This window comes from Olsenella uli (genome assembly GCF_901212655.1).
GTDB classification, from domain to species: Bacteria; Actinomycetota; Coriobacteriia; order Coriobacteriales; family Atopobiaceae; genus Parolsenella; species Parolsenella uli_A.
The window spans coordinates 39,650-64,198 of sequence record NZ_CAAKON010000041.1 but is presented as its reverse complement, the minus strand read 5'-3'; the positions used below and the strand labels follow the sequence as shown (position 1 = coordinate 64,198).

General features: G+C 60.6%; 18 protein-coding genes. 10 read left to right on the top strand and 8 right to left on the bottom strand.

Translation table 11 applies throughout. The features are described from left to right. Positions 1-136: 136 nt before the first annotated feature. The 7 genes from gyrA to EFAMC2_RS10380 form a co-directional block, all read right to left on the bottom strand. Positions 137-2,884 carry a DNA gyrase subunit A gene (gene gyrA / locus EFAMC2_RS07675; RefSeq protein WP_154028385.1) on the bottom strand — a complete coding sequence of 916 codons (2,748 nt, stop codon included), beginning with the start codon at positions 2,882-2,884 and terminating at the stop codon, positions 137-139. Positions 2,885-3,275: 391 nt separating this feature from the next. Further along, entirely contained in the window at positions 3,276-5,312 is a 2,037-nt protein-coding gene (gyrB, locus tag EFAMC2_RS07670) for a DNA topoisomerase (ATP-hydrolyzing) subunit B (RefSeq protein ID WP_154028268.1), read from the bottom strand. A 186-nt stretch (positions 5,313-5,498) separates the two neighbouring features. Beyond that, positions 5,499-6,095 (bottom strand): DciA family protein, encoded by a 597-nt coding sequence (locus tag EFAMC2_RS07665; RefSeq protein WP_154028266.1) that lies wholly within the window; start codon positions 6,093-6,095, stop codon positions 5,499-5,501. A gap of 123 nt (positions 6,096-6,218) precedes the next feature. Then, positions 6,219-7,343 (bottom strand): DNA replication/repair protein RecF, encoded by a 1,125-nt coding sequence (recF, locus tag EFAMC2_RS07660; RefSeq protein ID WP_154028264.1) that lies wholly within the window; start codon positions 7,341-7,343, stop codon positions 6,219-6,221. Between the two features lie 5 nt (positions 7,344-7,348). Further along, positions 7,349-8,452 (bottom strand): DNA polymerase III subunit beta, encoded by a 1,104-nt coding sequence (gene dnaN / locus EFAMC2_RS07655; protein WP_154028262.1) that lies wholly within the window; start codon positions 8,450-8,452, stop codon positions 7,349-7,351. Between the two features lie 261 nt (positions 8,453-8,713). Continuing rightward, positions 8,714-10,279, bottom strand: a complete 1,566-nt coding sequence (locus tag EFAMC2_RS07650; RefSeq protein WP_154028260.1) for a DnaA ATPase domain-containing protein — start codon at positions 10,277-10,279, stop codon at positions 8,714-8,716. 505 nt (positions 10,280-10,784) lie between these two features. After that, positions 10,785-12,071 (bottom strand): ATP-binding protein, encoded by a 1,287-nt coding sequence (locus EFAMC2_RS10380; protein ID WP_261980194.1) that lies wholly within the window; start codon positions 12,069-12,071, stop codon positions 10,785-10,787. A gap of 679 nt (positions 12,072-12,750) precedes the next feature. Between EFAMC2_RS10380 and rpmH the strand changes: the two genes are divergently transcribed. From rpmH to EFAMC2_RS07605, 8 genes are all read left to right on the top strand, one after another. Then, positions 12,751-12,885 (top strand): 50S ribosomal protein L34, encoded by a 135-nt coding sequence (gene rpmH, locus EFAMC2_RS07640; RefSeq protein ID WP_154028258.1) that lies wholly within the window; start codon positions 12,751-12,753, stop codon positions 12,883-12,885. 8 nt (positions 12,886-12,893) lie between these two features. Continuing rightward, the gene (gene rnpA, locus EFAMC2_RS07635) at positions 12,894-13,217 is read left to right on the top strand and encodes a ribonuclease P protein component (protein WP_154028256.1); all 324 of its coding nucleotides are present in this window, start codon (positions 12,894-12,896) and stop codon (positions 13,215-13,217) included. A gap of 26 nt (positions 13,218-13,243) precedes the next feature. After that, positions 13,244-13,456, top strand: a complete 213-nt coding sequence (yidD, locus tag EFAMC2_RS07630; RefSeq protein ID WP_154028383.1) for a membrane protein insertion efficiency factor YidD — start codon at positions 13,244-13,246, stop codon at positions 13,454-13,456. Between the two features lie 23 nt (positions 13,457-13,479). Beyond that, entirely contained in the window at positions 13,480-14,241 is a 762-nt protein-coding gene (locus EFAMC2_RS07625; protein WP_154028254.1) for a YidC/Oxa1 family membrane protein insertase, read from the top strand. A gap of 69 nt (positions 14,242-14,310) precedes the next feature. Next, positions 14,311-14,877 carry a protein jag gene (locus tag EFAMC2_RS07620; protein ID WP_154028252.1) on the top strand — a complete coding sequence of 189 codons (567 nt, stop codon included), beginning with the start codon at positions 14,311-14,313 and terminating at the stop codon, positions 14,875-14,877. Between the two features lie 346 nt (positions 14,878-15,223). Further along, positions 15,224-16,051: a 16S rRNA (guanine(527)-N(7))-methyltransferase RsmG gene (gene rsmG / locus EFAMC2_RS07615; RefSeq protein ID WP_154028250.1), complete on the top strand. Its 828-nt coding sequence runs from the start codon at positions 15,224-15,226 to the stop codon at positions 16,049-16,051. A 1,281-nt stretch (positions 16,052-17,332) separates the two neighbouring features. Then, the gene (locus EFAMC2_RS07610; RefSeq protein WP_154028248.1) at positions 17,333-18,133 is read left to right on the top strand and encodes a ParA family protein; all 801 of its coding nucleotides are present in this window, start codon (positions 17,333-17,335) and stop codon (positions 18,131-18,133) included. Next, the gene (locus EFAMC2_RS07605; RefSeq protein ID WP_187325228.1) at positions 18,126-18,998 is read left to right on the top strand and encodes a ParB/RepB/Spo0J family partition protein; all 873 of its coding nucleotides are present in this window, start codon (positions 18,126-18,128) and stop codon (positions 18,996-18,998) included. The genes EFAMC2_RS07610 and EFAMC2_RS07605 overlap by 8 nt, the downstream gene beginning before the upstream one ends. A gap of 429 nt (positions 18,999-19,427) precedes the next feature. Here the strand turns inward: EFAMC2_RS07605 and rlmN are convergent, their stop codons facing one another. Beyond that, a complete protein-coding gene (rlmN, locus tag EFAMC2_RS07600) occupies positions 19,428-20,453 on the bottom strand; it encodes a 23S rRNA (adenine(2503)-C(2))-methyltransferase RlmN (RefSeq protein ID WP_154028378.1) in 1,026 nt (341 codons plus the stop codon). A 155-nt stretch (positions 20,454-20,608) separates the two neighbouring features. Here rlmN and EFAMC2_RS07595 point away from each other — a divergent pair, with 155 nt between their 5' ends. Then, entirely contained in the window at positions 20,609-21,643 is a 1,035-nt protein-coding gene (locus EFAMC2_RS07595; RefSeq protein ID WP_154028246.1) for a D-alanine--D-alanine ligase, read from the top strand. Further along, positions 21,637-24,549, top strand: a complete 2,913-nt coding sequence (locus tag EFAMC2_RS07590) for a helicase C-terminal domain-containing protein (protein ID WP_154028244.1) — start codon at positions 21,637-21,639, stop codon at positions 24,547-24,549. The genes EFAMC2_RS07595 and EFAMC2_RS07590 overlap by 7 nt, the downstream gene beginning before the upstream one ends.

Genomic DNA, 24,549 nt, shown 5'->3' with positions numbered 1-24,549 from the left:
CTCGGCGAGCAGCCTCTACAGCGTCACCAACAGGCCGAGCGACCAACCCCGAAGCAAGGGGCAAAGGGACTTGCGAGGCAAGTGACCCTGAGCGCAGGGGTCGGCCGCTCGGTCGTCAGGCGTCTACAAGATGGCGCTACTCGTCGATCACGGACTCGTCAAACTGCTCGTCCCCACCAATGTCCACCGGATCATCGCCGCTCGGCGCCGTGGCAACACCGTGGTCCGGCTGGGCCGGGTTCGGGTCGGCGGGCTTCGCATCAGGCCTCGCGGCCACCATGCGGGCAATCGCGCAGACGCTGTCATTGTCAGCCACGCTCATGATCTTGACGCCCTGGGTGGAGCGCCCAAGCTTGGAGATGTCGTTCACCTTAACGCGAATGACGACGCCGTCGCCGGACACGATCATGAGCTCGTGCTGCGGACCAACCACGCGGCAGGCTGCGAGCTGGCCCTTCTTGGCCGTCATCGTGATGGTGTAGACGCCCTGGCCACCACGCTTGTGCTCGGGATACTCGGCAACCGGCGTGCGCTTGCCGTACCCCTTCTCCGTGATGATAAAGAGGTCTCCCTTGCCGTTGGTGATCTCCATGCCAAGCATCGTGGCGTCGCCCTTGAGCGTGATGCCGCGGACGCCACTCGTGTCGCGGCCCATCGGGCGCACGTCGCTCTCGGGGAACATGATGGCCTTGCCATCCGTGGAGACGAGGATGACCTTCTCGCCCTCTCGCACGCGGCGCACGTTCACGAGCTCGTCGTTGTCGCGCAGGTTGATGGCGATGATGCCATCCTTGCGTGTGCGGTCGTAGGCGCTCATGGCCGTCTTCTTCACGGTGCCGTTCTTGGTTGCGAACATGAGGAAGTCATCCTCGGGGAACGAGCGGCAGGTGATGACAGCCGCCGAGTGCTCGCCCTCGCTGAAGGGCACCAGGTTGGAGATGTGGCTGCCGCGCGCAGTACGCTGGCCAATAGGCAGCTCATGCACCTTGAGGCGGTAGACCTTGCCCTTGTTCGAGAAGAACAGCACGTAGTCGTGCGTGCTCGCCACGAACAGCTCCTCGACGAAGTCCTCTTCCTTGAGGTTCACGCCCTGAACGCCCTTGCCGCCGCGCTTCTGGGAGCGGTAGGTGTCCACCGGCGTGCGCTTCACGTAGCCGGCGTGAGTCACGGTCACGACCATGTCCTCGTCGGCGATAAGGTCCTCGACGTTGAGCTCCTTGGTGCCCTCGGCCGAGATCTTGGTGCGGCGCTTGTCGGCGAACTTGCGCTCGATCTCGCGCATCTCGTCCTTGATGACACCCAGAATCTTGACCGGGTTGGCCAGCAGGTCCTCGTAGTAGGCGATGGCCTTGCGCAGCCCCGCCAGCTCTTCCTCGATCTGGTCGCGGGAGAGGCCGGTCAGGCGGCGCAGGCGCATCTCGAGGATGGCCTGGGTCTGCTCAGGCGAGAAGCCAAAGCGCTCGATGAGGCGGGCGCTGGCCTCGGAGTCCGTGCGGCTCGAGCGGATGATGCTGATGACCTCGTCGATGTGGTCGAGGGCCATGAGGTAGCCCTCGAGGATGTGGGCGCGGGCCTGGGCCTTCTTGAGGTCAAAGCGCGTGCGGCGAGTCACCACGTCAACCTGGTGGTCGATGTAGTGCTGCAGCATCTCGCGCAGGGTCAGCAGCTTGGGCACGCCATTCACGAGGGCGAGATTGATGACGCCGAACGTGGTCTGGAGCTGCGTGAACTTGTAGAGGTTGTTGAGGACGACCTGCGGGATGACGTCCTTCTTGAGCTCGATGACGAGGCGGATGCCCTTCTGGTTGGACTCGTCGCGCATGTCGGAGATGCCCTCGATGCGCTTCTCGTTCACGAGCTGGGCAATCTTTTCCTGCAGCGTGCCCTTGTTGACCTGGTACGGCACCTCGGTGAAGACGAGGCGGCTGCGCCCGGTCTTGGTGGTCTCCACGTGGGCCTTGGCGCGAACCGTGATGGAGCCACGGCCGGTCTCGTAGGCGTCGTGGATGCCGTCGGTGCCCATGATGATGGCGCCGGTGGGGAAGTCCGGACCGGGCAGCACCGTCATGAGCTCGTCGGTGGTGGCGTCGGGGTTGTCAATGAGCATGCAGGTGGCCTCGATGGCCTCGCCGAGGTTGTGCGGCGGGATGTTCGTGGCCATACCCACGGCGATGCCGTTGCAGCCGTTCACCAGCAGGTTGGGGAAGCGCGCCGGCAAGACGGAGGGCTCGGAGAGCGATTCATCGTAGTTGGGCTGCCAGTCCACCGTGTCCTTCTGAAGGTCGCGCAGCAGCTCCATGGCGGGCTTGGCGAGGCGGGACTCGGTGTAACGCATGGCTGCCGCGGAGTCGCCGTCGATGTTGCCGAAGTTGCCGTGGCCGTCGATCAGCGGCGTGCGCAGGCTGAACCACTGGGCGAGACGGACCATTGTCTCGTACACCGCGGAGTCGCCGTGCGGGTGGTACTTACCGATAACTTCGCCGACCGTCCACGCAGACTTCTTGTGCGGACGGTTGGGGAAGATGCCGGACTCGTTCATCGCGTAGAGAATGCGGCGATGAACTGGCTTCAGGCCGTCTCGGACGTCCGGGAGGGCGCGAGCCGTGATGACCGACATCGAATACTCGATGAAGGACTGGCGCATCTCGTGGCCGAACTCCTTGATCTGGAGGGCGCCACCAAACTGGTCGGTCTCGCCGGAGTCGGTGCCGGTGCCGGCCTGGCCAAACTCCTCCTCGAGCTCGCCGTCATCGTCGTCGTCCTCGTCATCGTCGCCCTCGACGTAGACGTCGGCGCCCTCGTCGTCGGCCTGGGCGCGGTCGAGCAGGCGCCTCAGGTCCTCGGGGAGGTCAGAGGTGTTGCCAGCCCCCGCGGCGGGCGGCATCAGGCCGTCGTCGTTCTTGTTGTTGTCGTCTGCCACATGTGGCCTTTCTCGCTACGCAGCCAGCCGTACGGCCATCTGCGGTGTTTCACGTGCAACGCTCAAAGTGCCAGGAGTTCCCGTTGTCGCCCCATCGAACAGGGCGCTTCTGTCACCCTTGCCTGCATCCCCTCAGCTCGGCGAGGGTTTCTGAGGCTCCGGAGGCTGGCCCAGAAGAGGAGCACCGCGTACCGAGGCACGCAAGCGACGAACCAGGCGACGGAACCCCACCTCGCCCGGCCCCTTCAGGTCGGCGAGGGCTTCCCTTGCCCCAGACTGTCACGAAGGCCGAGCGCCGAGTAGCGAGGTACACAAGCGAAGGCCTGAGGACAGGATGGGGCGCCGGGGGGCCGCCCTAGGCGTCCAAGAATCGAGCGTCATGTGCATGCCGCTCGATATAGTCTCGGCGATACTCCACCTGCGAGCCCATGAGCTCGCGCACGGCCTTGTCGGCCATGGCGGCGTCATCGATGGTGACGCGCTGCAGGATGCGGGTCTTGGGGTCCATCGTGGTGCTCGCCAGCTGTTTGGGGTCCATCTCGCCCAGACCCTTGTAACGCTGGACGGTGTAGCCGCGCTTCTTCTTCTTGAGCTTGCCGGAGGCGTCCTTCTCCCCGGCCTCGTCCTCGTCGTACGTGAAGCCCAGGCCCTGGATGGCGTCGCGGAGAATCTCGTCTTCCGCCTGGCGTCCGTTGGGGTAGACGTAGTGGATCTTCTTGCCAACCTTGATCCCAAAGATCGGCGGGCAGGCGGAGTAGATGTAGCCGGCGTCGATGAGCGGGCGCATGTACTTGTAGAAGAATGTCAGCAGCAAGATGCGGATGTGCGCACCGTCAACGTCGGCGTCCGTCATGATGATGATCTTGTGGTAGCGGGCCTTGGAGATGTCGAAGTCTCCGCCGTCTCCGGAGGCCGTGGTCACGCCCGTGCCGATGGCCGTGATGAGCGACTGAATCGTGTCGGACGAGAAGGCGCGGTGGTCGCCCACGCGCTCCACGTTCAAGATCTTGCCGCGCAGGGGCAGAATGGCCTGGATGTCACGCCGACGGCCGTCCTTGGCCGAGCCGCCTGCGGAGTCGCCCTCCACGATGAAGAGCTCGGTGAGCTCGGCGTCGCGCACGGAGCAGTCGGCGAGCTTGCCGGGCAGGCTCGCGGTCTCGAGCAGGCTCTTGCGGCGCGTGGCCTCGCGGGCCTTGCGGGCCGCGGTGCGGGCCTTGGACGCCTGGACGGCCTTGTTCACGATGGTGCGGCCCTGCTTGGGGTGCTCCTCGAGGTACTCGGAGAGGCCCTCGGACACCACCTTCATCACGAGCGGGCGCATGAAGGAGCTGCCGAGCTTGGCCTTGGTCTGGCCCTCGAACTGCGGGTCGCCCAACTTGACGGAGATGACAGCCGTGAGGCCCTCGCGGATGTCGTCACCCGTGAGGTTGGCGTCCTTCTCCTTGAGGATGTTCTGCTTGCGCGCGTAGTCGTTCACGACACGGGTGAGCGCCGTGCGGAAGCCCTCCATGTGGGTGCCGCCCTCGGGGGTGAAGATGTTGTTGGCGAAGCTCATGACGGTCTCGGAGTAGGAGGTGTTCCACTGGATGGCCACCTCAACCTCGCCCATCTTTGCCGCGTCGGAGGCATCGTTTTTGCCCTCGAGGTAGATGGGCTTCTTGAGGCCGTCGGCGACCTCCTTGCCCTCGTTCAGGAACTGGACGAAGTCGATGATGCCGCCGGTGTAGCAGAACTCGTCCACGCGCGGGGTGAGCTCGCGCTCGTCGGTGAGGGTGATCTTGAGGCCGCGGTTCAGGAACGCCATCTCCTGGAAGCGGTCGTGCAGGGTGTCATAGTCGTAGACCGTGGTCTCGAAGATGTCGGCGTCGGGCCAGAAGGTGATCGTGGTGCCTGTGGTCTTGGACTCGCCCACGATCTTCATCTTCTCGGTGGTCTTGCCACGGGCAAAGGCCATCTCGTAGATGTTGCCGTCGCGGCGTACCTGCACCACGAGCTTGCTGGAGAGGGCGTTCACGACGGAGCTGCCCACGCCATGGAGGCCGCCGGAGACCTTGTAGGCCGCGTTGTCGAACTTGCCGCCGGCGTGCAGGACCGTGAGGACGACCTCAAGCGTCGGGATCTTCTTGGTGGGGTGCTTGTCGACCGGGATGCCTCGGCCGTTGTCGGCAACGGTGATCGAGTTGTCTGCGTGGATGGTCACGGCAATCTCGCTGCAGAAGCCGGCAAGCGCCTCGTCGACGGAGTTGTCGACGATCTCATAGACCAGGTGGTGCAGGCCGCTCGCGCTCGTCGAGCCGATGTACATGCCAGGACGCTTGCGAACCGGGTCAAGGCCCTCGAGAACCTTGATCTCGCTACCGTCGTAGGCGTGCTCCTCTTTCTTGGATGCCACCCGTTTCCCTTCCCTCGCGTTTGCCCGCGACGAGAGCGGCCGAACCGTCGCCTGGGCAACGGCCCCAGGCGCGCCTCCGCCCGACGCGGATTTGCTTAGCCTTCTAATTCTAGTTGATAGGCTCAATTTGTTACAGCCCAAGTACAGAAAGGACGTATGGGAAAGGCGGTTTGGCCCGATTAGGCCCTATCGGCCACTCTGGGGCGGCATCTGCTTGTCTCCGGTATCTTCGGCCTTTCTGCGCCGGAGTGACAGACTCATGGCCTCAGACGCGCTTGCGCGCAAACGGTCCGGAAGGTTGGCGCAGGCCTGCTTCACCTGCGCGCGCTCGAGCGCGGTGAGAGGCGGCAGGTCTTGGGCCCGCGGCTCGCACTCGGCTCCCGCCTGCGGCTCCGCGGGGCGCTGGCCCGCCTTGCGCGAGAGCCTGAAGCGCACGCGCGCCACGGGCAGGCCCGCGTAGGCAAGGCGCTCCACGTAGAGCTCGGCGTTGGTGGTGAGATCTTGCATGAGGGCGTTTCCATCGAGGTAGACAACCATCTCCGGCAGCCCCTCGCCCGTCTTGGGCCGGTTGAGCCACACGGCCATGGTGTGCTTGGCGGCACGGCGCCCCGCGATGCGACGCCAGGTCACGAGCGCACGCGAGGCGTCCGAGGCACCGGCGAGCATCTTGCCGTCGAGGTAGCCGGACACGAGCGCTCCGGCAGAGACCACCGCATGCTGCTTGGCCGGGTCAAGCGGGTCATACTCCGCCCGCTCGAGCCCTCGCTTCGACCTAACCCTCATCTCGACCCCCCCCCACTTTGGGGCAGGCCCTTTCAAGCTTTCCTGAAAGCCGGGAAGAGGCCTGTCACCAACCCCGCGGTTTTCAGGAAAAGCTGGAGAAGACCCTGCCCCCAATCCCACACGTCATTGCCCGTAATGGACGACCCTCATGCGCTCGAGGAGCTCCGGAGTGAAGTAGCCCAGGTTGGTGGTGGTAATCACCGTTTGGATACCACCCTCCACGAAGCGCGTCACACAGGCGCGACGGCTCTCGTCGAGCTCGCTCATCACATCGTCGAGCAGCAGTAGCGGCCGCTCGCCCAGCAGGCGCTCGCAGAGCCTAACCTCGGCCATCTTCCAGGCAAGCGCCACCGTACGCTGCTGGCCTTGGCTGCCAAAGGTGCGGGCGTCGCGTCCGTCGATGGCAAACTGCACGTCGTCGCGGTGCGGGCCCACCGTGGTCTGGCACCGACGCACGTCGTCCGGGCGTGCCGCCGCGAGTCGCTCGCGAAGCACCTCGGTCAGCTCGCCTCGTCCAAGCTCCGCAAGTGGCCGGCCGTCTGGAGCCACGGGAACGCCGTCAGGGCCTGCCTCGTCCACGCTGGCCTTGTAGCGGCACGCCAACCGCTCCGTGGGCACAACCTCGCCGTACACCTCGCTCACAAGCGCCGAGAGGCGCGCGAATAGGCTCAGGCGATGGTAGAGCAGCGTGGCGCCGCCAATGGCCACGCTCTCGTCCCAAGCGTCCAGCAGAGCGCCGCCCACGCCGTCGCGCAGCAGACGGTTCCTCTGCTCCACCGTGCGCGTGTAGGTGGCGAGCACCTTGCGATAGCCCGCGTTTGCCTGGGCGCCAAACGCATCAAGCTCCGTGCGGCGCCGCGAGGCGGAGCCCTTCACAAGCGAAAGATCGTCCGGGCAGAACAGCACGGAGAGCAGCGTGCCGGGCAGGTCGCGTGCCTGGCACGGCTTGCCGTTGCGCAAAAAGCGCCGCTTCTCGGGCGTCACGCGCAACTCCACGTCTATGACGCGGCCGTCTCCCTCGAGCCGTGCCGCCACGCGCGCCTCGGCGGCACCGGGGGCCAGCAGCTCGGCCGGCGAGGGCTTGCGGAACGACTGGCCGGCCGTGAGATACTCGAGCGCCTCCACCGTGTTGGTCTTGCCAACGGCGTTGGGCCCCACGAGCACCGTCACACCCTCGTCGAGCGCAAGCTCTCGCTCGCCCAGGTTGCGGTAGCCGCTGAAGCTGACGTTTCGGACGGTAAGCGACACGGCGGTTACATCCTCACCGGCATGAGCAGGTAGAGGTAGTTGATCTTGTCGTAGCTCTTGAAGACGCCGGGGCGCATGGACTCCTGCAGCTCCAGCGTCACCTCAGAGCCCTCCTTGAGGGCGCCCACGCAGTCACCCACGTAGCGATAGTTCATGCAGATCGAGTTGGGCTGGCCCTCAACGGCCACGCCAACCACCTCGCGCGCGTCACCCTGGTCCGGCGAGGTGGAGGACAGGGTAATCTGCTGGCCGTCCGGGTCCACGTCAATGCGCACCGAGGAGTTGGACGTGGCGATGGAACTCACGCGGCGAAGGGCGCCCGAGAGGTCTGCCACCCGCATCTTCACGGACGTGAGGCACGAGCTCGGCAGCAGCTGCTTGTAGTTGGGGAAGTTGCCCTCGATGCGGCGCGAGACGTAGGTGGTGTTGCCAAAGACGAAGACCACCTGGTTGGCCGTGGCTCCGATAATGATGGTGCCGGACTCGCTCGGCAGCGAGAGGACATCGTGGAACACACCGCCGGGGATGATCATTTCGAAGGTCTCGGCGAGGTCCGGCGTGTCGACGTTCGTGTCGCAGACCACAAGGCGGTAGGAGTCCGTGGCCACGAGTCTCACGAGGTTCTGCTCCACATTGAGCAGGATGCCGGCCAGGATGGGGCGAGAGGCGTCGCGAGAGGTCACCTTATAGACCTTGTTCACCATCTCGGAGAGAAGCTCGCTCGGCAGCTCAACGTTACGCTCCATGGCAACCTCGGGAAAGCTCGGGAACTCTCCCGGGTTCAGCGTGTTGAGGTGGAAGGAGCTCTTGTCGCACGAAAGCTGGATGGTGCCCTCGCCGCCGTCAAAGGTCACCGAAGCGTCTGAGAGGTTCTTGACGATGCCGGAGAGCATCTTGCCGGAGATGACCGTCTCACCCTCCTCCTCGACGTTGGCGGCGATCTTGTGACGGATGGAGGTGTCCAGGTCCGTCGCCTGCATCTCAAGGGTGCCGTTGACCGCGCGCATGAGGATGCCTCCGAGCACGGGGATGGTGGAGTGCGTGGCTATGCCCTTGGAGACCACGGACAGTGCCTTGGCAAGCGAGGACTGGCTGACGGTGAAGCGCATGGGTTCTCCTCTATCTGTTCTTATATAGATATATAAAAGGCTAGTGGTATTAGTAAGCCGTGTCGAAATGTTGAGAAGCGAGAGAACCTGCCGCTCAGAGCCCAGTTCTTCGCAGATTTCCTTGAAGAGAACCGAGCCTGTTCGTCAACGTTGAAAGCCTGTTGACGAGTCTTTCGACACCGGGGGCGGGGTTTTCCCCTCCTATCGAAAGCTTTTCGACAGTCCGTGGGGAAAACTAATCGGGCGCGTGCGCGCCCCTCCTCATGAGCTCGTCATGAGGTCCTCCTTCATCCGCGATGTCTTGTCATGGATGATGCGGTCGTCCGAGCGGCGGTCCTCCACCCACTTGATGCTGTGCTTGACAGTGGCGTGCGTGCGGCCGCCGAACTTCTCTCCTATCTGGGCGAGCGTGGAGTCCGTGAGCTCGCGCGCGAGCCAGATAGCCACGTGGCGCGGCTCCATGAGGCCCTTGTTGCGCTTGCTGCTCACGAGCTCCGCGTGGCTGATGTCGTAGCGTCGCTCGATGAAGTTCTGAATCTGCTCGATGGTAAAGGTGCGCTGCTCGCGCCCCCACTTGGTCTCTGCGATTTGCGCCACGTCCTCGCGGGTGAACTTCTCGCCCCGGTGCTGGCGCGTGGTGGCGGAGAGCAGGCATGACTGGCAAAACGCCTTGATCATGCGGATGTTGGTGCCTGCGCGAGACGCCATGAACTCGAGGTTGTCCTCGTCGATGACGCCGTCGAACCCCGCGAGGCCGTCCTCCACGGCATCGGCCTTCATGCGCTCGTAGAAGGCCTTGATGAGGCCGTACTTGAGCTCGTAGTTGGGCACCTGCACGGCCAGCGTCACGCCGGAGTCCAGACGGCTCGCCACGCGTTCGGCCAGGCCCAGCTCGCTCGGGCTCTCGTCTGCCGCCAGCACAATCTGCTTGCCGTGGCTCGTGAGGTAGTTGAAGGTGTCGAAGAAGAAGTCAACGGACTTGGCAGCGCCACGAAAGCCCTGGATGTCGTCGATGATGAGGACGTCGATGTCGTGGTAGTTCTGCTCGAGCGCCTCCTTGACCCCGCGCGAAGTGTCGAGCATGGCGCTCGTGTAGTCGCCCACGAAGTCGCGTGCCTGGCGGTAGACGCAGATGCGCTCGGGGTCGTTCGTGGCCAGGTAGTTCTGGATGGCCTTGAGCAGGTGGGTCTTGCCTAGGCCGCTCTTGCCGTAGATGAACAGCGGGTTGTAGCCGTGACTGCCGTTGGCTACGGCCTTGCAGGCCTGGAGCGCCAGCTGGTTTTCCTCGCCCTCAACGAAGCTGTCGAAGGTGAGCTGGGAATCCGTGGCGGTGACGCCCTCCGCCAGCGGGTTCTTTGCGCGCGGGCGAGGGGAGTCCTGCGGGCCGGGCACGGGGCTTGTCGTCGCCGTTGCCATTCGGGTGACGGGCGCCGGGGCGGCCGTCTGCTGGGCACGCTGCTCCTGCTCGCGCAGGCGCTCGAACTCGCTTGCCGAGATGGTGGTCTGGATGGGTGCCGGGGAGGGTGCGGCGGCCGTCGTTGCCTGGGCGCCCTCGCGGGCGCGCGTGAGCTCCACGCGCAGCTGCATGGGCTGGAAGGCAGCTTGCTCGAGTACCGCCTCGATGGTGGCAGCGTTCTTCTCGACATTGCGCTTCACGAAGCCCGAGCCTGCGCCCAGCACGAAGGTGCTTTCGTCTATGTCGAGCGCGGTGCAACTTTTGAACATTGCGAGGGTGGCGGGAGCCATGCCCTCGTCCTCGAGCATGGTGATGACGTCTTCCCAGAGTATCTGGGCGTCCGACTCTGTTTGCGTGCTGGCGTCTTCCATCGGCGTACTTTCTCGACGTTCCTACGTTTAAGCTGCGTGACCTGCCTGTCTGGGTTGGATTGCTGGCGTGTTCGTCAGCTTGTTCGCCAGCTTGGCTGGCGGCATCTTCCCTCCCAATCGGACCGGCCGTCGAAATGATGAAAACTCAGTATATATGAGATTGGACGTTTACCCTCGGCAATGTTGAAAACTATGCGCCGATGTCGACAAGTGGCTTCCGGCCGCTGGGCGCTTGGTGCCTGCCGAACGCTTGCCGGTAGGTTGCGGGTTGCTTGCTGCCCTGCGTCCTCCTGTCGCCCGCCGCGGCCTTTACGTCTTGGGCTTATCTGCCGCAACGCAGTGTGAGCCTCGCCCCAATTAACGAGGGGTGAGGCTCACACCGTGGGGGGGTGATGTTGTTTACCCGAATAGGCGGCTCTTTGGCGTCGTTGCTCGCCGGCGCTAACGGTACCTACGCGTCGTCATCTGCCGCGCGGTCGCCGGGGACGACCTGCCCGGGGCTGCGTTACAGCGACTGGCCCACTTGCCTGCCAATCTCGGTGAGGAAGCGCTTCTGGCCGTTGCGACGGACGAGGCCCTGGTCCTCGAGACGCTTGAGCTCACGGGTCCAGGTGGACATCGAGCTGCCGTAGAGCTGGGTGAGCTCGGTTGGGCCCACGGACTCGTGGGAGAGGAGGTATGTCACGGCCTCTCGTCCGCGTTCGGTGAGCGAGACGTCCGGGCTCCACGGCTGGCCTGCGCCGCCTGTTTGCGGACTCTCTGCTGGTAACGGCATCCCCGCCGGCGCTCCCGTCATGGGCTGTGGATATCCCGGCGCCGTCTGGTAGGCAGGCTGCTGGGGATACGGCATCCCATAGGTGGCATAGGGCTGCCGCGGGTACGGTTGCTGGGGCCAGCCCGGATAGCCGCCCTGCTGGGGCCAGGCCTGCTGCGGATAGCCCTGCTGCGGGTATGCGGGCTGCTGCGGGTATCCTGGCTGTCCGTAACCCTGCTGGTACGAGGGTTGCTGCGGATAGACGGCTTGCTGGGGCTGCGGATACGCGTGCTGCTGACCCTGTGGGAATCCAGGCTGCTGGGGCTGCGGATAGTCTGGTCCCTGGGGCGCGTGCTGTCCCGCGCCTGCCTCCCCCGCGAGCGGGGAATGCTGCGGGGCCCCTGGCTGGCCAGGCTGCATTCCCATCTGTGTCATCAGCGCGTGCTGCTGGTTAAAAGCCTGGCCTGCCATCTCATTCTGGACTGGTTGCAGACCCGGCTGCGGGACACTCTGTGCGCCCGCCAGCTCCGAACTCAGGTCGTCTCCCGGCTTCCCTGGCTGCGGCACAGCCAACATGGGCCCTTCTTGCAGGTTTGCCTGCCCCGGCTGCAAGCCGGTCTGCAGGCCCGCTTGGGCAACCGTCGTGCGCTCCCCCGGCATCGAGATGGTGACGATCGCGCCGCCCGAGATGTTGTCCTCGATGGTGAGGTCTCCGCCGTGGTCTCGCATGTACTGCTGCGCGTAGGGCAGGCCACTGCCGACGCCTCTGATGTAGCGCTTCATCTCCTCGGTGGCCGAGGTAGTGCCGTACTCGAGCGCCTTGGCCTTCTCCCGGATGCCTGGTCCCTGGTCTGAGAAGCGGATGGTGTTGCCGCCGTCCAGGATGGAGATGGTCGGTTCCTTGAAGTAGGCGTGTACGAGGTTTTCGACAACCTCGCGGATGACGGAGAACGAGATGCGACCGCCCTGCTCGTTGGCGAGCTTGGTGACCGTGGCGGTGATTTCCTCGAGGAACGAGCGGACGTCTTTGGGCTGCACCACCACGACGCGCGGTGCGGCCGACTTGTCGTCGAAAACCGCGATGCGCGCCGGGCTTTCGACAATGCCTCCGAGGTGGGGGAGCGCCGGGGGCTGTGCCTGTGCCGGTTGTGTGGCTGATGGAAGTACCTGCGTATTTGCGGGAATACTGCCACCAGCTATGTTCGTGGGTCCCTCGCCTACAAAGGGGTAGAAGGCGTCCGCCATGACCATCCTCGTTCGTCGAAACTATCACGGTTTTCAACAACATTCCGACACGTGGTGAAAACTTGCGGAACATTTCTGCCATGTCGATTTGAGTTTTCACCATGTGACAAGAACTTGTTGATAACCTGCGAATCCATTGTGGCACGCGCTGTGAAAAGATACAGGAGCACAGGCAAACCTTTCACGGGTTTTCGGGGTAATTGGGCATTCTGGTGAAAGTTCTTGGGAGAAATGAAAGCTGCCGGCAACCTGCTGCCACCTTGCGAAACTGCCGAAAGCTTGTGAAAACTCGCATGCCCTGCTCTTTGTCGCGCCGGTTTTCATCGCGTGCGTTCCCCTTCTCCCTGCTTTTGCCCTACATAATTGGATGAAAACAGCATGTTCTTGTTGACGGGGCGCGAGCCGCACCCCTACAATCGGAGGGCTTTGCTGCTAGAACGCAGCTCTTCGGTTCCACTCAGGAGGATTCACAATGAAGCGTACGTACCAGCCTAATAAGCGCAAGCGCGCTAAGTGCCACGGCTTCCGCGCCCGTATGGCCACCAAGGGCGGCCGCAAGGTTCTCGCCCGCCGTCGTGCCAAGGGTCGCAAGCGCCTCACCGTCTAGGAGACCACATGAAGAAGACCATCAAATCCAGAGAGGATTTCGAGAAGGTCTTCAGGGGTGGAAAGAGACTCAACCATCGTCTGGTGCGGGCTACTGCGCTTCGCATCTCGGATAATGCTGAGTCTAGGATTGCGATCGTGGCCGCCAAGCGTCTTGGCAACGCCGTTCACCGCAACCGGTGCAAGCGGGTGCTGCGGGCTGCGGCATACGAGGCTGGGTTTCCGCCAGCAGGGTACGACGTGATTCTCTTCTCGACGAATGCAACGCATGACGCCTCGTCTGCCGAGGTGGCATGGGCTCTTGGCAAGCTCGCCAAGAAGCTCGGCGCATGAGCGCTCCGGGGGAAGGTGGGAGAGGGATGTTCGCTCGTCCGCTCATCACAGCAGTGAGGGCGTACCAGCGTTACATTTCTCCCCTCCTCCCCCCTTCGTGCATCTACACCCCAACCTGCTCTGATTACGCCATACAAGCGTTGCAAAAGTACGGCGTCCTCAGAGGCGGTTGGCTCGCCCTTAGGCGGATTGTCCGATGCAATCCGCTGCATTGTGGCGGCTACGACCCCGTTCCCTAGGGCGCGGGCGGTACGGAGGTACCATGTGGGATTGGATTATTAACATCATCGCCCAGATTCTGACGTGGATTCAGATGCTCGTGGGCGACTGGGGACTTTCCATCATCGTGCTCACGTTCCTGATTCGTCTCGCGTTGACGCCGCTTCAGGCAAAGTCGATTCGCTCCACGGCCAAGATGCAGGTGCTGCAGCCAAAGCTCCTGGAGATTCAGGAGCGTTATTCCGACGATCCTCAGCGCATGAATGAGGAGATTCAGAAGTTCTACTCCGAGAACAAGTTCAACCCGCTCGGAGGCTGCCTGCCTGTCGTCATTCAGATGCCCGTCTTCTTCTCCCTGTTCACGGTCCTTCGCGACCGCCTTCCGGAGGAGGCTCACTTCTACGGCATCTTTGACCAGCTCTCCATGTCCCCGCAGGGCGCCGTGGCCTCGTTTGGCTGGGGTGGTGCGTGGGTCTATCTGCTCTTCCTTCTCGCGTTTGGCATCCTGACGCTCGTCCCCATGCTCTTTAATCAGCAGAGCGGTAACGAGTCCCAGCAGGGTCAGATGAAGGTCATGAGTGCCGTCATGGCCCTGATGATGATCTGGTTCGGCTGGAGCGTGCCCATCGGCGTCGTGCTGTACTACGTTACCTCCTCCGCCTGGGGTGTTGTGCAGCAGGTCTTCATTACCCGCAAGGTCATGGATAAGGCCAAGGCCGAGGAGGCTGAGCGCCTCAAGAACGCCCCGGTTCAAGTTGACGTGGTTCGCAAGGAGCGCAAGCAGCGTCCGCGCAAGCAGGGTTAGCCAGATTCGTTTGTCCTTCGTCGCGTAGGTTGAGAGGCCTGCGCGACGTTTCGCTATTTGGAGGTTCCCATGAGTGAAGAGTCTCAGAACGAGCCGCTGGTCACGGGGCAAGATGCCCTTGAGGCGGCGCGTGTTAGCTACGAGGAGAAGGGTGAGCTCGGCGATGACCAGCTCGACCTTGTTGCCGATGTGGCGGTGTCTATTCTTCGCTCGATTCTGAACTGCTTTGGTGAGAACAAATGTTCCATTGACGAGTACGATGGTGACGAGGGGGAGCTTATCCTCGATATCAACGGTGGCAACCTCGCGATTCTCATTGGCCGTCATGGTGTGACGCTCGATGCGCTTCAGACGGTGTTTACAGCGCTGCTCGGTAAGCGTCTCGGCTTCCACTACCCCGTTGTTGTGGATGTCGAGGGCTATAAGTCTCGCCGTCGTGACAAGGTGCAGTCCATCGCCCGCAACGCGGCCTCCCGTGCTAAGAAGACCGGACGAGCGGTTCGACTTGCTCCCATGAATGCGTACGAGCGCAGGCTTGTACACCTCGCGCTCCGTGGTGATGAGACGGTCACCACTCACTCTGAGGGTGCCGACCCCACGCGTTGCGTGGTTATTACGGCGGTTAATGCCGAGTAATATTCGGGCTTTGTATTGCTTATTGTGGCTCCTCGCCTCGTGCGGGGAGCTTTTTTGTACTTGTTTTGACTATTCACGTAACTCGGGTTTTATGTGTTTGCACCGCTTGATTATGGCGCTTTCGTTCAGCGAGATTGTCCTGCTTCTTTCTTAGCTGGCGCACAGGTTCCTAATCGTCTCTTTGCCAATGAACCATCCTTTGGCCGTAATCTGGACTCTCTCGTCTTGTCGGCTCGGTCCCCTTCTTTCTCTCTGCTACTCTCATTACTGGGTATCTTGCTCTGCGACCTCATTTGTTGTTCTCTCGATACTCAGCTTCTGACAGAACTTCCCGTATCGGGAATTCTTGGCAACGATTCTTGGAGCAACTGTGGCATTTTCACCTACTGACGAATGGCTTGAAAGCCATGTTTCGGACGATTCTTCTCTGAGCTGTTTTAAGGCGATTTCAGACCTAGTTTCCAGCTCGCAGGTATTTGGTATCGAATTAGATACCAATCGGGCTGCAGGCGTCGTTAGACAGCTCCAATTGATGCTCGAGAAAAATAAGGTTGTCAATTTGACTAGCATTACCGAGCCCCATGATGCGCTGGTCTTGCATAGCTTGGACTCGCTTTTGTTCCTTCCAATCATCGAGGAGATTACTGATATCTCCCCTGATTTAGAGATTCTCGACATGGGAACAGGTGGTGGTTTCCCAGGGATTCCACTTGCCTGCTGCCTTGATGCCAGGGTCACCTTGCTGGACTCGGTTGGTAAGAAAGTGAAGGCCTGTCAGGAATTCGTCGATGCTCTGGAGCTCTCGAACCAGGTTATCTGCGTACACGATCGTCTTGAGGATTATGCTCGTGATACGCGCAATAGGAATCGATACGACGTGATCGTTGCTCGTGCCGTTGCTTCTCTCGATGTGCTTATCGAATATGCCACGCCTCTGCTTGCAAAGGGTGGATGTCTTGTTCTTTCAAAGGGCTTCCCTTCTGAGGAAGAGTTCGATCACGCCAACAAGGCTTCTCAGATATGTGGCCTTAAGCGTGTTTTTCATGAGCAGGCCGAGCTACCTGATGACTTTGGTCATAGAGAGTTCTTTGTCTACAAGAAGTTTGCTCCCTCGAGAGTAAAGTTGCCGAGAAAGACCGGTGAGGCCCGTAAGAATCCCCTCTACCTCCGATAGACAAAAGCTCTCTGCGTTATTTTGCATTCGGGTGTCATCTTTAAAGAGGTGGTGCCCGAATTCTTTTTTCTGCGCACTGTTCGTTTGGCTTTGAGAGCATGTCTCGATGTCTCGATGTCTCGATGTCTCGATGTCTCGAAGGTTGAGTTTGGGTTTTCGTCTTGTGCTTTTAAGATTAATGCATGCGTTTACTGTTTAATGTTCGAGGATTCCACTCTATATTTTTCTTCAAGTACTATGTATGCTCTGCTATCACCTGTCCGCATTTGTATTCATGATGCCTTTTATGTATTTCGATGGCAGTCGAGTGATTGTTCGACTTAGCCTGTGTTCTGTGTTCTGTGTTCTGTGTTCTGTGTCTAGCGTCAATGTAAGCGCTCGCTTTTGGCAGTTTACAAGCGCAAGAGCACTGTTGCGTGATGCTTAGCATTCAGTACTAGTTTTTACTTTTTCTCATGTACTCTTATGTTTGAATCTTTAAAGTTGGTGTGACACTATTGGTATCAGTCTGCACATATATCAAGTTATGTGGTTCCATCTAGTATTTAGTAGACTATGGAAGATTCAGCTTCTAGGTATAACTGTTTGCAGGCCGCTTCTACGCACACTATTTGTTGTATCGTTGCGTGGAGCAGTAGGGTTGAGACGATTTGATCGTTTCTTCTCCCGTGAGTATGAAAAAGGCTGGCGTTTCTCAAGTTATTGAAACTTATGGAATCTAAATCTCTATCGCTATCTTCTTCTTGTCGTTTTTCAGTTTGCAGATCGACTTACACCTGCATTTTTGATGTTATGGTCAGCTGAGAGCTTGTTCCACGTGAAACTCTGCCAAGTTACCGACATTCTGACCCGTAAAGCGCATACAAGCTAAATTAACGCAAAGAACATTAGAGAATAGTCCATTTGAATTGGATTGAACCGAATCCTATTGTTTAACATGAAACATGACAGGTATTTACATGTGATAGAAGTTTCACGTGGAACACCATTAATCAAGTTGATAGTACCCATAGAGACAAATTGCTCAAGTTTGTTGGGTTTAGTTAGTATCAAAACAGCTAGAAGTATCAATTCGCGAGTATTGAGAACCATCTTGATGAAATAGCAAGTAATCAAAAGAAACTAAACGTTGAAAAGTCAACAAAGAGAGCTTACTAAGTAAATAGCCTGCTCACGAAGTAAATACACAGAATACAGCCGGCCTTGAGTTAGAGTAGTACCTACAAATAAAGGGCTGAAATAGGCTCAGTGGTTTCACGTGGAACAATAGATTGGCGGAAGATGGGCTATCAGGAAGTCAAACGCGGTAATCCAAGTAAGCCACCTAAGGTTATTGCGATTATCAACCAGAAAGGCGGAGTAGGTAAGTCCACGACAGCGATTAACCTGTCTGCTGCCCTTTCTGATGAGGGGAAAAAGAGTCTTGTTATCGACTTTGACCCTCAAGGAAACACAACAAGTGGCTATGGCATCGATAAGGATGAACTTGAGCATGATGTCTACGATGCATTAATGGATGGATATCCGGTCGATGAGCTAATCGTCGATACTCCCTGTAAGAAGGTGTTCGTGATTCCTGCGACAATCCAACTTGCGGGTGCTGAAATCGAGCTCGTATCTAAGATTGCTCGTGAGAGCATTTTGAAGAATATTGTGGATGGCATTAAGGACGATTTCGACTATGTCTATATTGATTGCCCCCCGTCGCTTGGGTTGCTTACGATCAATGCTCTTTCTGCTGCGGACAGCCTTCTGATTCCTATTCAATGTGAGTACTACGCACTCGAAGGTGTCACAAAGCTCCTTGAGTCAGTGAAGCTCGTAAAAGGCAGCCTGAATAAGGATCTCGATGTGTTCGGCGTTCTCATGACGATGTATGACAAACGTACGACACTCTCAAATCAGGTTGTAGACGAGGTTCGAAAGTATTTCGGCAAGACAGTCTTTAAGGCAATGATTCCGAGAAGTGTCAAGGTGTCTGAGGCGCCGAGCCATGGCCTTCCTATCTCGATGTATTCAAACATGAACAAGGGGGCAATTGCCTATAGGAATCTTGCTCGGGAGGTGATTCGTCGTGGCTAAGAAGGCAGGGCTTGGAAGGGGCTTGGGGGCGCTGATCAGTGAGGCAAATGTCGAAAGCGGCAATACGCCAGAGACAACGCTATCGATCGAGAAGATTCATAGGAATCCCGATCAGCCACGGAAAACTTTTGATCAGACAGCGCTTGAAGAGCTTTCTGATTCGATCAGGCAAAATGGTGTGCTTCAGCCCATTCTTGTTCGTAAGAAGGGCTCAGGCTATGAAATAGTCGCAGGCGAACGTCGATATCAGGCAAGTAAGCTGGCTGGCCTAAAGGAGATTCCTGTCGTCATCAAAGAGATTGATGATGCCGAGGTAATCCAGCTGGCACTCATTGAGAATCTGCAACGAGCGGATCTTACGCCGCTCGAGGAGGCCAAGGGCTATCGCCAGCTCTTGGATTCTCAGGGGCTGACGCAGGAAGCTCTCGCAAAGATTCTCTCGAAGTCACGCTCAGCAATAGCCAACACCTTGCGTCTCATGGACCTTCCGGTTGAAGTCCAGGAGATGATGGAGCAGGGGCTTCTGACAGCAGGTCATGCTAGGGCAATCCTTGCGGTCTCCTCAGAAGAGGGGAGAATAAAACTTGCTGAGAAGGTCGTGAAGGAAAATCTGACGGTTAGGCAGACAGAAGCTCTTGCTCCGCTGTTTTCTGGCGAAGCTGCCGAGAGCAAGCCTCGAACGCCAGCTCCACAGTCCTTCAAGCGGGCTGCGCGTCAGCTACGCCAGATGCTAGACACCAATGTCAAGGTCAAGCAGGTTCGCGGCAAGAACAAGATTGAGATTGAGTTTAAGGATGATGATGAACTCATGCGTATTATGAGTCAGATTCAGCCTGGTCAACTTGGGGACGTTGACGATGCTTAAGCTGCGTAGATATATAGCGAGCGGCGCTTTCATTGCCGGAGGGTTGGCCTTTCTCTGGTTTGGGCTCTTGAATCAAGAGGCCAAGGCTAGTTTGCGGGAGGTGACAGCAAGCTCAGGCCGTCTAGCTAATAAGCTTATCGACGGATATATGAATCCCGACGGAGAATCAAGTGATGAGGTATCCGCCCAGGCAAACCGTGAGTGGATTGAGTATCAGTGGAAGAAGGCCGGATATTAATCCCAAACTATTGATATTGAAATAACTGCAGCAATTCTGCCTAAAGAAACGCAAAGAGGAGGGGAATGAGAACATGTGTTCTCATTCCCCTCCCCATACTTCACATGAAACAAGTCTGCATGCCCAACGTGGCACAAACAGTCTCAACGACCGGAGCCCCTGCCTCCATCAGGAAGAAAGAGGCGCCTGAGCTACTTGGAAGAGTGTTTCTGGGAGAGCTGACCGCAGGCGGCATCGATGTCGTTGCCGCGGGAATTCCTGACGGTAGCCTCAACGCCAACGCGGGCAAGTGCCCTTACGAACATGTCGGCCTTCTCAGCGGTTGAGGGCTTGAGCTTGGAGCCCTCGAGGTCATTCAGCTGAATGAGGTTGACATGCGCGAGCGTGCCGCGCGTGAAGTCGCAAAGGGCCTCGAGCTCGACGGCGTTGTCGTTGACACCGCCGATAAGCGCGTACTCGTACGTTGGGCGGCGTCCCGTGCGCTCGACGTACTCCCCCATGACCTCGTGCAACCTACCGAGCGAGTACTTGCGCACGCCAGGCATAAGAACGTTGCGGGTGGCCTGAACGGCGGAGTGCAGCGACACGGCGAGGGTGAACTGCTCTGGCTCCTTGGAGAAGCGTCGAATCATAGGGACGATGCCGCAGGTGGAAACCGTGAGGTGGCGCGCACCGATGCCGGCGCCATCCGGCGAGTTGAGGAGACGAAGGGCGGCGAGCGTCTCATCGTAGTTGGCAAACGGCTCGCCCTGTCCCATGAAGACGACGCTCGAAGCGCGCGTCTGGAAGTCATCGGCAACGTGTGACACCTGGTCATACATCTCATTTGCCGTAAGCGAGCGGGTAAAGCCGCCCTGGCCCGTGGCGCAGAAGACGCAGCCCATGCGGCAGCCCGCCTGCGTGGAGATGCAGACGGAGAGGCGGTTGCGCGTGGGCATGCCAACGCACTCAGCTTGGACGCCGTCGGCAAACTGCAGGAGGTACTTGCGGCTGCCGTCGGTGGAGACCTGTCGGGCGGTCTCGGTGACGCCACCAAGCGTGCAGCGGGCGGCCAACTCTGTGCGAAGTGCCTTCGAGAGGTTTGTCATCTCGTCAAAGGAGCTCACGTGCTTTTTCCAAACCCACTCCTCCACCTGCTTTGCGCGAAAGGCAGGCATGCCTAGTTCGGCCATGAGGGCCACGAGCTCCTCGTGCGAGAGGGAGCGCAGGTCAAGCATGGGCGTTGTTGAGTCGGTATCATGAGAGGGCATGTCGCGGCCTTTCTGGCGTGGCGAAGGGATAGGACGATCGGCCGTCGGCCGAGTTTCAGGTATCGAGTGTATCGCAGGGGTGTGAAAACGTCCTGCATACGGCTCGTTCTGAGGAGGTATCCATGGTCGATGACGTAACTGCCAAGCGCGTCGCGCTGCTCTGTGGAGGCTGGTCTGACGAGCGGGAGGTCTCGCTTGCCAGCGCTCACGAATGTGCAGAGGCCCTTCGTCAGGCTGGCTTTTCGGACGTGGACATGCTTGACGTGGCGGACCCCGCCTTCGTCCATACGATTGCAGATGGCGAGTATGACGTGGCCTTTGTTGCCCTCCACGGCAGGTATGGAGAGGATGGTTGCGTGCAGGGCTTTCTCGAGCTGCTTGGCATCCCCTATACCTTCTCTGGCGTCCTGGCGAGTGCCGTTGCGTCGGACAAGGCCATGGCCAAGGACGTCTACCGCGAGAACGGTATCCCCACGCCTAAGGACATAGTTCTGTTTGAGGGTGACCCCCTTGAGCGGGATGTTGTTGTGGAGGCCTTGGGACTCCCCGTGTTTGTGAAGCCCGTTTCGAACGGATCGAGCTACGGCATCACGAAGGTCAGCAGAGCCGAGGACCTTGCCGCCGCGGTGGCGGAGGCGTTCAAGTACGACGTACGCGTGCTGGTGGAAAGCGCCGTGACGGGTACGGAAATCACGATTCCCGTGCTGGGCAACGAACACCCCAGCGCCCTGCCGGCGGTTGAGATTCGCGTGTCCTCGGGCTTCTACGACCTCAAGGCCAAGTACGAGGACCCGTCGAGGCACCATGTCATTCCGCCTGAGCTGCCTCAGGCAACCGTGACGCGCGCGCAGGAGCTCGCGTGCCGCGCCCACGTGGCGCTTGGATGCTCCGGTGCCTCTCGCAGCGACTTTATCGTGGACGATGACGGCACGCCCTACATGCTCGAGACCAATGTGGTGCCCGGCATGACGGCAAACTCGCTGATGCCGGACGCCGCGCGCCGCGCAGGCACGGGCTTTGCCGACCTCTGCAAGAAGCTTGTCGAGCTCGCCCTTGAGCGTGGGGCCCGAGGACAGCATACGGCTCCCTGTGGCACGGCGATCGCATCCGGCGTCGGTTGTGGCTGTGGTTCGAATGCCGAGGAGGCCACGTGCTAGAGGACATACTGCTGCCGGGAACGCCCGAGCGCACCGTGGAGGCCTATCGAGGCCTGGCGAGGCGTGCCCAGACTGAGGACTTTGGCCTGCTCGAGGACGACGTGATCGTTCTCGACACGGAGACGACGGGCCTCTCGTTCGCCACGTGCCAGCTCACCGAGATCGCAGCCGCCCGCCTGCGTGGCCGCGAGATTGTCGACAGATTCCGCACGTTTGTGAATCCCGGGATGCCCATCCCCGCGAACATCGTGGCCCTGACGCACATCACCGACGCGGATGTTGCTGGCGCGCCTTCTTCCGAGGAGGCCGTGTCGCAACTTGCCGAGTTTGTGGGCGGTGCGCCGGTGCTCGCCCACAACGCCACCTTCGACCGTACCTTCATCGAGCGCGTGCCCGGGGGTCGCGAGGTGAGTGAGCTGTGGGTCGACACCCTCGCGCTCTCGCGCATCGCGCTGCCGCGGCTCTCTACGCATCGCCTCCAGGACATGGCGGACGCCTTTGGGTGCGCAAGCGTCTCCCATCGCGCGATGGACGACGTTGAGGCCCTGGCTGGCATGTGGCGCGTGATTCTCTGTGGCCTCACAGAGCTGCCCCCGGGCCTCCTGGAGCATCTCGCCAACATGCATCCCGAGGTTGAGTGGGCGTATCGCCCCATCATCTCCCACCTGGCCTTGGCAAACCCCGGCGTGCCGTTCTCGCTCATCGGCGTGCGTAGGGACCTCGTGGCGCAAGAGAAGGCCCACGCCCGCCCCGACGTCGATGACATGGATGCCGAGCCCGTGGCGCCGTTACCGAGCGAGGTCTCCGCGGCGTTTGATGCGGGTGGCGCCGTCTCTCGCATGTACGAGGGCTTTGAGGCTCGCCCGCAGCAGGTTCAGATGGCGGAGGAGGTTCGCTCGGCGCTTGAGGGCGCCTCGATGCGCGCCATCGAGGCGGGCACGGGTGTGGGCAAGTCCGTGGCGTACCTGCTTCCCCTGGCGCTCTATGCCAAGCGAAACGGCATCACCTGCGGCGTCGCCACAAAGACGAATGCGCTCACGGACCAGCTTGTCTCGCACGAGCTGCCCGCGCTGGCAGCGGCGCTGCCGAACGGCCTGAGCTTCCATAGCCTCAAGGGTTATGACCACTACCCGTGCCTTCGCCGCCTGACGCGCGCCGCCGAGGCGGAACTGCCCATCGGAGAGGTCAACGCCCATGGAAGGTCGGAGAACACTATTGCCTCCGACATGCTCACGGCCATCGCGACGACGTATGCCTACGTGAGCGAGTCCGTCGAGGGAGACCTTGATGCTCTCGGGATTCGCTGGGGTAGCGTGCCTCGCCATCTGCTCACGGTGAGCCCCGGGGAGTGCCAGCGCTCCCGCTGCCCCTTCTATCCCAGCCTCTGCCTGCTGCACGGCGCCCGCCGCAGGGCGTCATCGTCGGACATCGTGGTGACGAATCATTCCCTCTTGCTGAGAAACGTCGAGGCCGAGGGCCGTATCCTGCCGCCGGTTCGCAACTGGGTCGTTGACGAGGCCCATTCCTTTGAGGCAGAGGCGCGCAGGCAGTGGGCCCTTGAGGTGTCCGCGGAACGCATGAGGGCCGCCCTCGAGCAGCTTGGCGGCACGAAGACAGGTGTCATACACGCGTTCTCGACGCTTGCCTCGAGCAACGAGGCGGCCATGCCGGCTCTGGGTCTGCTTGCCAAGGCGGCTTCCAGCGCTGCGAGCCTTTCCGTCGCCTCGGCGGACTTCTTCGACGCTGTCCGCGGCCTGGCGCGTATCGCCAAGGGCGGTGGCGGATATGACTCCGTGACCCTCTGGCTTGGCGGGGAGGCGCGGCAGAGCGACGCCTGGAAGCTGGTGGTTGAGGCGGGGGAGTCGTTCGTCGACCGTCTCGACGCCTGCGCCCACGACCTGACAGATGCCCAGCGCGTGTGCGCGGAGGCTATCGAGAACCTGCCCGGCGACCTCGAGGATGTCTGCCGCACGCTTGCGGAGACCCGCGACGGGGCACGGACGATCATCGAGGGCACGGACGACTCTTTCGTCTATTCGGCCGAGGTATCCCGAGCCAAGCGCCGCATCGGCACCGAGAAGCTCGTTGCGGAGAAGCTGGACATTGGCGTTGAGCTGGCAGACCGGTGGTATCCGGAGATGAGGAGCGTTACCTATACGTCGGCCACAATGACGGTGGGCGGCGACTTCTCGCACTTCACGCATGCCGTGGGATACGACAGGCTCTCCCCCGCTCGCCATCGCGAGGTGGCGCTCGAGAGTTGCTATGACTTCGACAGCCACATGTCCGTCGTTGTTGCCCGGGACATGCCGGACCCCTATAGCCCGAAGTACCTCGAGGTGCTCGAGCAGCTCCTCTACGACGTGCACGTTGCCATGGGCGGGTCTGTGCTCACGCTGTTCACCAACAGGCGCGAGATGGAGCAGGTGTACGCGGGCCTGCAACCCAGGCTCGCAGCCGCCGGGCTCGATCTTGCCATGCAGGAGCGCGGATCCAGCGCGAGGCGCCTGCGGAATCGCTTCGTCGAGGAGGAGGCGCTCTCGCTCATGGCGCTCAAGTCGTTCTGGGAGGGTTTTGACGCCGCCGGCGAGACGCTCAAATGTGTGGTGATTCCCAAGCTCCCCTTCTCGAGCCCAAAGGATCCTCTGGTGCAGGAGCGTGGCGCGCGCGACCAACAGGCGTGGCGCAGGTGGAGCCTCCCGGAGGCGGTGCTCTCGGTGAAGCAGGCGGCCGGCAGGCTCATCCGCACCTCTACGGACACGGGCGTCTTGGTGCTGGCCGACGGCCGCGTGACATCCAAGGGGTACGGCAAGGTGTTCCTGCGCTCGCTGCCCAGCAAGAACGTGTCGACGCTCGGCGTCGACGTGGTGGGGCGCTATATAGAGGCCTGGCGGAGGGACCGCTAG

What these genes read in the sequence shown, in the direction of transcription:
- gyrA (WP_154028385.1), bottom strand. Translation starts at nt 2,884, where the DNA reads ATGCCGCCCGCCGCGGGGGCTGGCAACACCTCTGACCTCCCCGAGGAC.
- EFAMC2_RS07665 (WP_154028266.1), bottom strand. Translation starts at nt 6,095, where the DNA reads ATGAGGGTTAGGTCGAAGCGAGGGCTCGAGCGGGCGGAGTATGACCCG.
- dnaN (WP_154028262.1), bottom strand. Translation starts at nt 8,452, where the DNA reads ATGCGCTTCACCGTCAGCCAGTCCTCGCTTGCCAAGGCACTGTCCGTG.
- EFAMC2_RS07650 (WP_154028260.1), bottom strand. Translation starts at nt 10,279, where the DNA reads ATGGAAGACGCCAGCACGCAAACAGAGTCGGACGCCCAGATACTCTGG.
- rpmH (WP_154028258.1), top strand. Translation starts at nt 12,751, where the DNA reads ATGAAGCGTACGTACCAGCCTAATAAGCGCAAGCGCGCTAAGTGCCAC.
- rnpA (WP_154028256.1), top strand. Translation starts at nt 12,894, where the DNA reads ATGAAGAAGACCATCAAATCCAGAGAGGATTTCGAGAAGGTCTTCAGG.
- yidD (WP_154028383.1), top strand. Translation starts at nt 13,244, where the DNA reads ATGTTCGCTCGTCCGCTCATCACAGCAGTGAGGGCGTACCAGCGTTAC.
- EFAMC2_RS07625 (WP_154028254.1), top strand. Translation starts at nt 13,480, where the DNA reads ATGTGGGATTGGATTATTAACATCATCGCCCAGATTCTGACGTGGATT.
- EFAMC2_RS07620 (WP_154028252.1), top strand. Translation starts at nt 14,311, where the DNA reads ATGAGTGAAGAGTCTCAGAACGAGCCGCTGGTCACGGGGCAAGATGCC.
- EFAMC2_RS07610 (WP_154028248.1), top strand. Translation starts at nt 17,333, where the DNA reads ATGGGCTATCAGGAAGTCAAACGCGGTAATCCAAGTAAGCCACCTAAG.
- rlmN (WP_154028378.1), bottom strand. Translation starts at nt 20,453, where the DNA reads ATGCTTGACCTGCGCTCCCTCTCGCACGAGGAGCTCGTGGCCCTCATG.
- EFAMC2_RS07595 (WP_154028246.1), top strand. Translation starts at nt 20,609, where the DNA reads ATGGTCGATGACGTAACTGCCAAGCGCGTCGCGCTGCTCTGTGGAGGC.